The sequence below is a fragment of the Deltaproteobacteria bacterium genome (assembly GCA_018668695.1).
Classification (GTDB): domain Bacteria; phylum Myxococcota; class XYA12-FULL-58-9; order XYA12-FULL-58-9; family JABJBS01; genus JABJBS01.
On record JABJBS010000423.1, the window covers coordinates 1 to 11,121 of the forward strand.

Sequence of the window (11,121 nt, forward strand, 5' to 3'; positions counted from 1 at the left end):
AGAGCTACTCACAAAGAAACCGGGGAAGCCGCTGCGGTAAAAGTGCTCCAAGCCGCAGCCGTCTATCGCTCCACTGCAGTGACGCGCTTTATCCGAGAGGGCAATATCGCACGCCGAATCGACTCTCCGCACGTTGTCGCTATCCATGAAGTTGGTGAAATGGGCGACGGTCTACCTTACCTGGCCATGGAATGGCTTGATGGCGAAGATTTAGGCTCCGTGCTGAGACGCAAGGCGAGAATGGATCTTGAAAGTATTCGAGAGCTGCTCAAAGAAGTTGGCGAAGGTATGCGTAAAGCTCACGAAATGCATATTGTTCACCGAGATATCAAACCGTCTAACATTTTTAGAACAGCGTCCTCGAATACCACTGCCAGCCACTGGAAGATTCTCGACTTCGGTGTGTCCAAACTCACCGACTCTGAAGGTACACTCACACGCGATGGCCTCATTGGAACGCCTGGGTATATGTCACCGGAACAAGCACGAGGTCACGACTCAGACCACCGCAGTGATATATTCTCAGTAGGCGCTGTTATTTATCGGACACTCACCGGGCACACCCCTTTTACCGCATCCAACTTACCTCAAACGCTTTTTCGCATCGTCTACGTGAATCCCAAAGATCCGATGACTTTGCTAAAAGACCTACCTGAGGATATCGCTAAGGTGTTGGCACTCTCGGTGGCCAAACGCCCAGACGACCGATTCGACCATATTCAAGAGCTGGTGGATGCTTTCGAAGACGCTAGGTTTAACAACCTTAGCCCAGAGCTACGTTATAAAGCTGAGGAGCTTCTGAAACGAAGCCCCTGGGATGCTAACCTATCTGATCACAGCGGCTAATCAGTGATTTGAGGGTGCTGGTAGTTCACTTGAACCCATCAAGAATACATCGATAGACCGTGCAGCACCGCGTCCTTCATTGATGGCCCAAACCACCAATGACTGACCCCGCCGGCAATCGCCAGCACTGAAGAGCTTTGGAATATTCGTCTCAAATTCCCCATGACTTGCTTGGTAATTCGAGCGACCATCAAGCTCTAAATCCAAACCTTCGGAGATGTAGTGCTCAGGTCCTAGAAAGCCAAGAGCCAACAATACGAGGTCAGCCTTCCACTCTTTCTCAGAGCCTTCGACTTCCTTCATTTGGAAGCGGCCGGTCTCATCTTTTACCCAGTCTACTTCGACCGTTTTGATACCCGCCACGTTACCATCATCACCCCGGATAAATCCTTTGGACAATACGCAGTAAGTTCTTGGGTCATCACCAAATTTCCGTGCAGCTTCCTCGTGACCATAATCAACCCGAAAAATCTTCGGCCACGTTGGCCAAGGATTGCCAGAAGCGCGTTCTTCAGGAGGCTGAGGCAGGAGTTCGAAGTTCACAACACTCTTGCAGCCATGGCGAATCGATGTGCCGATGCAATCGGTCCCCGTATCACCGCCGCCAATAACAATGACATTCTTGCCTTCAGCCGAAATAAAATTTCCGTCTTCAAGCTTCGAGTCTAAGAGGCTCTTGGTGTTCGCGGTTAGAAAATCCATCGCAAAATGAATGCCGCTGAGTTCACGACCATCAATAGGTAGATCCCTTGGCTTGGTTGCTCCTGTTGCCAAAAGCATTGCATCGTTATCACCGAGCATTTTCTGGGGATCAATCGTTCGGCCAACGTCTGCGCCAGTTACAAACTCCACGCCTTCGTCACGCAGGATCTGTACACGTCTATCAACCAAATCTTTTTCCAACTTCATGTTTGGAATGCCGTACATCAAAAGACCACCAATGCGGTCAGAGCGTTCATAAACCGTAACAAAGTGACCTGCCCGGTTTAACTGCTGAGCCGCTGCAAGTCCGGCTGGACCTGAACCAACGACAGCGACCTTTTTACCCGTTCGTGTCTGCGGAGGCTGTGCTTCAACCCATCCCTCGTCAAACGCACGGTCAACGATAGAGTTCTCAAGGTTCTTAATCGTTACAGGCTTTTCCGTGATACCGAGAACGCATGCACCTTCACATGGTGCCGGACAAACGCGCCCCGTAAACTCAGGGAAATTGTTCGTGCTGTGCAATCTATCAATTGCCTCTTTAAAACGGCCTTGAAAAACGAGGTCGTTCCATTCAGGAATCAAGTTGTCGATGGGGCAGCCCGAGTTGGACTGACAAAAAGGCACACCGCAATCCATACATCGTGCGCCCTGCTCCATCAGATGTTCTTGAGCTGGCTCGGTGTAAATTTCCTTATAATCCCCAATGCGCACCAAGGGCTCTCGGTACGAAATCGTTTGGCGAATAAATTCTTGAAAACCTGTTGGCTTACCCATGAGCCACCTCCCCGTCGAATGCACCTCTCATCGTGCGGTCATCTGTTCGTGAACGAAGAACACGCTTGTAATCAAGCGGCATCACCCGAACGATCTCCTTGAGCCGTGCGTCCCAATTGTCCAAGAACGTCTTTGCGACCTCTGAACCCGTATGCCGGTAATGAAGTGTGATAAGTCCTCTCACCTCTTTTAAATCGCCGACCACTTCAATGGGTTCAATCTCAACCATTCCTAAATTGCATCGACTGGCAAACGTTCCGTGGGGATCCCACACATAAGCGATACCGCCGCTCATACCTGCCGCAAAGTTTCGCCCTGTGGGTCCCAAGACGACAACCCGGCCACCGGTCATGTATTCACAAGCATGGTCGCCCACACCTTCAATGACCGCTCTTGCTCCACTGTTACGAACCGCGAATCTCTCTGCAGCTACACCGCGAACAAACGCCATTCCACCGGTTGCACCGTACAAACACACATTACCAACGATGATGTTCTCGGATGCCTTAAAGGTCGACTCCTTCGGCGGATAAACCACGATTTTACCGCCAGAAAGCCCTTTGCCTACGTAATCGTTGGCATCGCCCTCAAGTTCAATCGTAATACCACCTGCTAAGAAAGCACCCAGGCTCTGACCAGCGGAACCCTTCATATCAATATGAATGGTGTCCTCTTCCAACATGTTACCGCCCCAACGCTTCACCAGACGGTGACTCAACATCGTTCCAGTTACCCGGTCGGTATTTTTAATAATGGAACTGAACCGTACCGGCTCACCTTTTTCCAGTGCCGGTGCCGACTTCTTAATCAGCTCATTGTCCAGTGCATGCTCAAGTCCATGATTCTGCTTCTTGGTGCAATAAACCTCAACAGCGTCATGCATCTTTTTAGCAGGCGTCAGAAGTTTCGTGAGGTCAATCCCGTCGGCTTTCCAATGGTTGATATCATCTCGCATCTTCAACATGTCGGAGCGACCGATTGCCTCGTTGATGTTCCTAAAGCCTAACTTGGCCATCCACTGCCGCACATCCTCGGCAACCATAAACAAATAGTTCACGACGCTTTCGGGCTTACCCTTAAACTTCTTACGAAGTTCGGCATCCTGAGTTGCGATTCCCACTGGGCATGTATTCAAGTGACACTTACGCATCATGATACACCCAAGCGTAATCAAAGGAGCTGTACTGAAACCAAATTCCTCCGCGCCAAGCAGAGTTGCAATCATCACATCACGGCCTGTTTTGAGTTGGCCGTCGGTTTGCACCACAACTCTTGAACGCAGGTCATTCATCACCAAGGTCTGATGTGCTTCTGCAAGACCAAGTTCCCAAGGCAGACCCGCGTGCTTAATCGACGTTAGAGGTGATGCGCCTGTTCCACCGTTCGACCCGGAAATCAAAACGTGGTCTGCGTAAGCCTTGGCAACACCTGCCGCGACAGTTCCTACACCTACTTCGCTCACCAGCTTCACGCTGATTCGTGCCGTTGGGTTAGCATTCTTGGCATCTTGGATAAGCTGCTTTAAATCCTCAATGGAATAAATATCGTGGTGAGGTGGCGGAGAAATTAAACCCACACCTGGCGTTGAGTAGCGAATATTCGCAATGGTCTCATCGACTTTTTTACCGGGCAGCTCGCCGCCTTCACCTGGCTTGGCACCTTGAGCAATCTTAATTTGAATCTCGTCAGCATTGGCCAAATACCAAATCGTTACACCAAAGCGACCGCTTGCGATTTGCTTAATCGCTGATCGTTTGCTGTCTCCGTTGCCCAACGGTGCAAACCGTGTGGGGTCTTCGCCGCCCTCACCTGTATTCGATTTACCGCCTAAACGGTTCATCGCAATGGCGAGAGTTTCATGACTTTCGGCTGAGATCGAACCAAAGCTCATGGCGCCAGTACAAAATCGTTTAACAATATCCTGAGCTGATTCTACCTCTTCAAGCGGTACCGGTGTGGACTCTTTAAAATCCATCAACCCGCGTAGTTCACAAGCCCGGGTCGTCTCTTCGTTCACATGCTCAGCAAATTTCCAATAAGCACTCTTATCGTTCGTTTGCGCAGCCTGTTGTAAGGACGAAATAGATTCCGGGTCCCACATGTGACGTTCACCGTCTGCCCGCCAATGGAATTCACCTGAATTACTGAGCACGTTCAAACGAACTTGATCGCGGCTTGGATAGCCCAGTTCAAATCTTCGAAGCGCTTCTTTCGCCAACACTTTTAAGTCAACGCCTTCAATCCGGCTTGCCGTACCAACGAAGCACTTATCGATCACGTCAGATGCTAGACCCACCGCTTCGAAGATTTGTGCTCCCTTATAGGAACGCAGCGTAGAAATTCCCATTTTGGCCATGACCTTAAGCATGCCCTTGGCCACAGCCTTTCGATACATCTGCTCAACGCGAATAGGACTTTCGTAGACCTCATCCCCAGGAAACATTCCATCCAGGTAAGATTGCCAAAGTGCCTCAAAGGCTACATATGGATTGATGGCATCGGCACCGAAACCGATCAGCAAACAGTGGTGGTGCACTTCACGCGCTTCACCCGTTTCTACAACCAAGCCAATGCGCGTCCGCTTTTCCTGACGAATCAAGTGGTGATGCACCGCTCCCGTTGCCATCAGTGTGCTGACTGGAATCCTGGAGCTGGAAGTCTTGCGGTCCGAGAGGATGATAATACTGTAGCCTTCATCGATGGCTTCTTCAGACTCTGCACAGATGCGGTCCAAAGCGGTCACCATACCGGCCTCGCCCTCTTCGCGTGCCCAAGTGATATCAATGACCTTAGAACGCCAACCTCGGTGGTCGAGTTCCTTGATTGCTGCAAATTCTTTATTACTTAGAATAGGATGCTTGATGTGCAAGCGATGACTATGGCCTGGGGTGGTATCGAGTAGATTACGCTCCGGTCCGATGTAACAACCCAAGCTCATAATGATTTCTTCTCGAATCGAATCAATCGGCGGGTTGGTTACTTGAGCGAAGAGTTGTCGAAAGTAGTCATAGACCATCCGCGGCTTGTCACTCAAACAGGCCAAAGCGGCGTCATTTCCCATGGATCCGATGGGGTCGCGCTTTTGCACAATCATCGGGATCAACATGAAAGAAATTGTTTCAGTTGTATAACCAAAAGCACGAAGCCGGCTAACCAAGCTGCGTCCGTCGAATGCGGGCAATACTTTTGCAGAAGGGATATTTGAGAGGTCGAGCTTATTTTCGCCCAGCCATTTTCCGTAGGCTCTGCGAGTCGCGATGTCTTGCTTTACTTCCGCATCGGGAACGAGACGACCTTCTTCAAAGTCTACGAGGAAGATACGCCCTGGCTCCAAACGGCCTTTACGCTTCACGTTTTCGGGTTCGACCGGCACAACCCCAACTTCGGAGGCCATAATCACTCGGTCATCGTGCGTTAGGTAATACCGACTTGGGCGCAAACCATTTCGATCCAGTAGAGCACCAATATAACGACCATCGGTAAATGCAATCGAAGCTGGACCATCCCAGGGCTCCATCATACACGCATGGTACTCATAGAAGTCCTTCTTCTCCTGAGTCATCAATGTATGATTTTCCCAAGCTTCAGGAACCATGATCATCGCGGCTTCATGAAGCGTGCGACCATTCATCATCAAGAACTCAAGAACATTATCAAATGACCCCGAGTCACTTAAGTCTGGCTCTACAATTGGAAAGAGTTCTTTGAGGTCCTCACCGTATTGCTCGCTATCGACTACACCCTGGCGAGCTCGCATCCAGTTTACGTTGCCTCGTAGCGTATTGATTTCACCATTATGAGCCATGAAACGGTTAGGCTGCGCACGATCCCAAGATGGGAAGGTATTGGTTGAAAAACGCGAGTGGACCATCGCCAAGTGAGACGCATAACGTTCATCGGCTAAATCTGGGTAAAAAAGCGGCACCTGATAAGGCGCAAGCATACCCTTATAAATGATAGTTCGCGGAGACAGAGACGAAATGTAAAACCGCTGGGCTTCTTCAAGCGAAGAGCCTCGAATCAAGCGCGTTGCTTTCTTCCGGATTAGGTAGAGCTCTCGTTCAAAAGCCAGCTCATCAATGGAGCTATTCGCTTCAATAAACACTTGCTCAACAAAGGGCTGACTGGCTCGAGCCGTTGGACCAAGGTTCGCCTTGTCTGGATCTACGGGAACAACCCGCCAGCCTAAGAGGGTCTGCCCACGCTCAGCAATAATATCTTCGACTTGTTTGCGACAGGTTTCGCGTTCCGTGATGTCGACCGGCAAAAACACGATGCCAGCACTAAATTTCCCGGGCTCAGGCAATGTAATCCCAAACTCTTGCTTGGCAATCGCTCCAAGAAATTCAAACGGTAATCCTGTGAGTACGCCAGCGCCATCACCTGTGTTGGCTTCACAGCCATAAGCACCTCGGTGGTCCATGCAGTCGAGCATTTTCACCGCATCTCGGATAATCGCATGGCTTTGAATGCCTTTGATATGAGCTACAAAGCCCACTCCGCAGCTATCTTTCTCGTTTGCTGGATCATAAAGGCCGTGCTTCTCGGGGAATCCATATGACATTGGTGCTATCCCTATCCTTCCGCGTAAGGTGAAAAAGGCAGTGAGCCGGGGTGACGGGTTTTAAAATCCGTCGTAAACCATATTTCTATTCTATTGAAATCGTTATGTTTATTCGTAATCAGAAGCGACTGTCCCCCACTTGCATCATACACCACATACAACACACTGCGTTAAGACGGGGGCTCCTGTCAATAGGCTCATACGGCTATTGACGCACCTTGACGTATTCCCAACCTTACCTTTGCCCATATAACCACCTGAAAATACTGGCCAATTGAGGCGCTATTTTTTTTATTATGAGTGAATCGACAAGAATGCCTCTCTCAGGGTCTGGCTGCATGGGCTTTCCGCACTCAATTCGATAGCCGCTCACTCCCTCCGCTGAATAAAAGCTTGGATATAAGTGTAGCCGAATGTAGGACAGCGACCGACATTAGATCAGGTTCACATAAATTTACCCACAACTGTATAGCCAGTTTCGCAGTGAGCCGTGTAGGGTCTTTGACTTGATGTGTCAGTTCGCGGGGAGAACAGCATCATCAACGGGGGAATTATGAAGAAATTGTCTATTTTGTTCCTGATCATCTTCACCGGTGTTCTAGGCGGCTGTGCGAATGACAAGCTAAGCAGCCTTAATGGCGACGACTCTGGAGATCCGATTGGCTGCGTGGACGACAGTGAGTGTCCGATCGGTTACATCTGCGTTAACGGTGAATGCCTCCCAACAGGTGTCCCCAATGGCGATGACCCAACATTCGACAATGACTCCGACCCAAGCGACGAGCTAGATCCAAGCGATGACCTTGAACCTGATCAGCCTACCTACCCCATCGGCGTCAGTGGCAGCTGGGATACCGAGTACCATCTAGACTGGTCGGAGTACCTCGGCCCTCTAGGCAGTCTCGGCACTGAAATCGATTTGATCGACCAAGTGCTTCTAGGCAACGAAGACCTCAACAACATTCCTTTTATCGGAGCGATTCTCCAGCAAATTGTTGATGACTATATCCCCACGTGGGTCAGTGATTTGGTGCATATCCTCAACGGCATCGTCCAGTTTTTCCAAGACGTTAAAATTGATGCGCAAATGGAAGTGAATCACACGGGCGGCGACGCACCCATCAGCGGTGAAGAAGACTGGCAACAAGCTACAATCATGATCATCGACGGTTGCCCACTCGGCATGCAAGACCCGACCTACCCTGAGTGCGCCGAGGTAAGCGTACCCCTGAATCAGTATGTGACTAATTTCGGTATCATTGGTGCCGAAGCCCTACCATTCGAAGGTGAAGTCCTTGGAGATGAATTCTTGCTACCTCAGCGTAGAGTTAGATTTCAAATTGCACAGCTCGTTACTTACATTCTCAATTATATCACGGAGCTTGCATCACAGGGTCAATTTCAAACTTTGGAAGCGGCGCTACAATCATTGGTTGATTGCGGTGCGCTCTCACAAGAAGTTGCGAACTCGCTATGTTCAAGCTTTGGCATTTGCGGCATGCAAACCACCATTGAAAATCTCTGTATCCAATCGCGCAACGACGTGATTGCCACGGTTATCGGCATTCTCGATGCGATTATGGTCGAATGGGAAATTATGCATTTTGACCAAGCGGCAACGATTTATGATGATGACCTCGACAACAGTGCAGACCGCCTAGGCGCGCCGACAATCTCATCCCCTGGCACCATTTCCAACGGCGGTTTTGAAGTCGTCGTTGGAGCCTATCTCGGTGGAACTTGGTGGGCAACTCGCCCCTGGTAAGTGCTTTAGAGCTTAGGCTGCCCTGGTTTCTTGAAGATCAGGTACCTGCGCCAACGCATCACGCAACACCTCTATACCTGCTCCATCTTTAGGAGCCTCAACGGTGAGGTAGCGGCGCCAAAACTTGCCCTTTGTCCGTCCAACAAAGAGATTCATCATGTGACGTGTCACCTGATTGAGTCGGCCTCCCTTAGCCAGCCAGTCCTCAATATACGGATACATCGCCTCCACTATTTGGTGGCGTGAAAGCCCTAGGTCTGGCTTACCGTAAAAAAGTCCGTCTACTTTACTAAAGAGATAGGGATTGTCATAAGCCGCCCGGCCCACCATCACAGCATCAACATGTTTGAGGTGTGTTTGCATATCTTCAAGCGTTTTAATGCCACCATTGATTTCAACAATCAGATGGTCGAACTCTTCCTTCAGCCGGTAAACTTCCGCGTAGCGTAGAGGCGGAATTTCACGGTTTTGTTTTGGGTTTAACCCCTCAAGCCAAGCTTTTCGCGCATGCACCGTAAACCGTTTACAACCCGACTCTTGAACAACCGAGACAAACCGCTCCATGTCTTCATAGCGGTCGATGTCATCAATCCCGATGCGGTGTTTCACTGTCACCGGTACAGAAACAGATGCTCGCATCGCCTCAACACAACGTGCAACTTGGTCCGGACGAGCCATCAATGCCGCACCGAAATTCCCATTTTGAACTCGGTCACTGGGACATCCCACATTGAGATTAATTTCGTCATAGCCCCACTCTTCCACACCTATGCGAGCAGCCTGAGCGAGTTCAGCAGGGTTGTCACCACCGAGCTGCAAAGAGATAGGATGTTCAGATTCAGAGAAGCCCAGCAGCTTTTCACGCTTACCAAATATAATCGCTCGGCTCGTTACCATCTCCGTGTAGAGAAGTGTCTCTTTCGTAATAAAACGCATCATATGCCGGTAATGACGGTCTGTTCGTTTCATCATCGGCGCCACACTCAAAGGGTGCTCGAAGCGAGTTGCGTGCTCACTCTTATTTGCTTCTTTATCGGTCATAGGTTCCATCAGAAAGTCTCGGTCTACCGGGCTCAGCTGCCCGCATCGTCCTTGTAAGCCTCAACCGGGGTCGCTGCGAAAGCTGCCTCATTAAAGCGCCATAACCAGTGCCCAAAACAGCCGCCGGCTATCACCGCCATCGCGGGCCAAAGCACAACATCGTTTAGAAAGCTTCCAGAACCCTGGGAATATTGCCAGAGCTTGTAAGAAAAGACGGGTCCGCCGAGAAAGAAAAAACCGTAGAGACCCACGAATCTCCGGTGACCCATCTGGCGACGCTCTTTCCACTTCAGCGCCTGCTCCTTCGGCATTGCATATTCTTCTTCTTTGCTCATTATCTTCGGTTCCTAATGGCTTGTTGATGCAGCCTGCGCTCGCAAGCGTAGAATACGACCGCCCTCTGCAATGGTCTCAACTTCATGTCGGTACAATTCGCCGCCCACCGGACCAGCGGGGTTGATTTGAACAGAGCCGATGGTTGTCTTGATCAAAGCCCCAAATAAGTCGGTGCCATCCATGAGGATAAAATCTGGATGCTCAGCTCTCCACTTGGTTGCGTATTCTCGTGAGGTAAAAACCGCCGCACTCGGGCGACCTTGCAAATCCCCAGCTGACTCGATGTCTTCCGTGGCTAAAGGAGTCTCACTGCTCCATGGCGCTTTCAGGGCGAGCCAAAGGTTACTGGCTACAATTGCATGATAGAGTTTTTGTCGGCTCGCATCATTGCGAACCCGAGCTGCCATTTTCATTGCCCTGATTAATCGTACATTATCAGGTTCTTGAATATCGCTCATTAGCGCCTCGCGTTTTTGGGGTCATTCTGCTCTCTAGAATCGAGGTTCTGCTATGCCACCAACCCGAATTTGGCAAGTGATAACGATGCTCTTCATGATCACAACCGCTCTTAGCAAGCCTCAAATGGCTTCTGCAGCCCTCCCAGACGATAAATTACTGCACCTCGGAGCCGGGGTTGCTCTTGGCGCCGCCGGATACGGCTTGGCCGCGTGCCTTCATGAGAAAAGCTGGGTCCGCGCCTCGAGTGGCATGGCGTTGGGCGCACTGGTCGGTGGCACGAAGGAATGGCTCGATGCCAGGCACGGCGGCGAATCCTCGGGCCATGATTTTCTATCAACCCTCGCAGGTACCGCTCTGAGCGTCGGGTTACTCTTCATTTGGGACCAGTTAAGTCCTTATAAAGACGAAGAAAAAACCAAGACCGGCTCCTTGCCTTCCTCGCCAAATCGTGAGACGGCTCTAGGGCTACAGCCTTTGAATATGCTTACCAGGAATGCAACTAGCCATGAATCTGCACTTTCCACGGGAATTTCGGGACACGCTTTTCAAACTCGATCCCAGATCCCTTTTGGCGTTTCGTCTTCTTCTCACGACCGCACTCTTCACGGACCTCGCCGAGCGCTTCTTCAAC

At 50.4% G+C, this 11,121-nt stretch carries 8 protein-coding genes; 3 read left to right on the plus strand and 5 right to left on the minus strand.

Annotation, left to right across the window (positions count from 1 at the left end; genetic code table 11):
- On the plus strand, positions 1-846 hold an 846-nt coding region (locus HOK28_24955; protein ID MBT6436362.1), incomplete at its 5' end, for a serine/threonine protein kinase.
- On the opposite strand, the gene HOK28_24960 is transcribed toward HOK28_24955, so the two are convergent.
- Complete coding sequence (locus tag HOK28_24960; protein ID MBT6436363.1) at positions 847-2,325, minus strand: glutamate synthase subunit beta; 1,479 nt, start codon at positions 2,323-2,325, stop codon at positions 847-849.
- Positions 2,318-6,889, minus strand: a complete 4,572-nt coding sequence (gltB, locus tag HOK28_24965; protein MBT6436364.1) for a glutamate synthase large subunit — start codon at positions 6,887-6,889, stop codon at positions 2,318-2,320. Before gltB ends, HOK28_24960 begins: the two co-directional genes overlap by 8 nt.
- A 553-nt stretch (positions 6,890-7,442) precedes the next feature.
- Here gltB and HOK28_24970 point away from each other — a divergent pair.
- Complete coding sequence (locus HOK28_24970) at positions 7,443-8,654, plus strand: hypothetical protein (GenBank protein MBT6436365.1); 1,212 nt, start codon at positions 7,443-7,445, stop codon at positions 8,652-8,654.
- Positions 8,655-8,666: 12 nt separating this feature from the next.
- Here HOK28_24970 and dusA read toward each other — a convergent pair whose 3' ends face one another.
- From dusA to HOK28_24985, 3 genes are read right to left on the minus strand one after another with little or no spacing between them, the layout of a single operon-like run.
- Entirely contained in the window at positions 8,667-9,704 is a 1,038-nt protein-coding gene (gene dusA / locus HOK28_24975; GenBank protein MBT6436366.1) for a tRNA dihydrouridine(20/20a) synthase DusA, read from the minus strand.
- Positions 9,705-9,727: 23 nt separating this feature from the next.
- Entirely contained in the window at positions 9,728-10,030 is a 303-nt protein-coding gene (locus tag HOK28_24980; protein MBT6436367.1) for a hypothetical protein, read from the minus strand.
- Positions 10,031-10,042: 12 nt separating this feature from the next.
- On the minus strand, positions 10,043-10,489 hold the full coding sequence (locus tag HOK28_24985) for an SseB family protein (protein ID MBT6436368.1): 447 nt from the start codon (positions 10,487-10,489) through the stop codon (positions 10,043-10,045).
- A 52-nt stretch (positions 10,490-10,541) separates the two neighbouring features.
- On the opposite strand from HOK28_24985, the gene HOK28_24990 reads away from it, so the two are divergent.
- On the plus strand, positions 10,542-11,121 hold a 580-nt coding region (locus HOK28_24990; protein MBT6436369.1), incomplete at its 3' end, for a hypothetical protein.

Excerpts from the sequence above, each read along its gene's own strand:
- HOK28_24960 (MBT6436363.1), bottom strand. The coding sequence starts at position 2,325 with ATGGGTAAGCCAACAGGTTTTCAAGAATTTATTCGCCAAACGATTTCG.
- HOK28_24985 (MBT6436368.1), bottom strand. The coding sequence starts at position 10,489 with ATGAGCGATATTCAAGAACCTGATAATGTACGATTAATCAGGGCAATG.
- HOK28_24980 (MBT6436367.1), bottom strand. The coding sequence starts at position 10,030 with ATGAGCAAAGAAGAAGAATATGCAATGCCGAAGGAGCAGGCGCTGAAG.
- gltB (MBT6436364.1), bottom strand. The coding sequence starts at position 6,889 with ATGTCATATGGATTCCCCGAGAAGCACGGCCTTTATGATCCAGCAAAC.
- dusA (MBT6436366.1), bottom strand. The coding sequence starts at position 9,704 with ATGGAACCTATGACCGATAAAGAAGCAAATAAGAGTGAGCACGCAACT.
- HOK28_24970 (MBT6436365.1), top strand. The coding sequence starts at position 7,443 with ATGAAGAAATTGTCTATTTTGTTCCTGATCATCTTCACCGGTGTTCTA.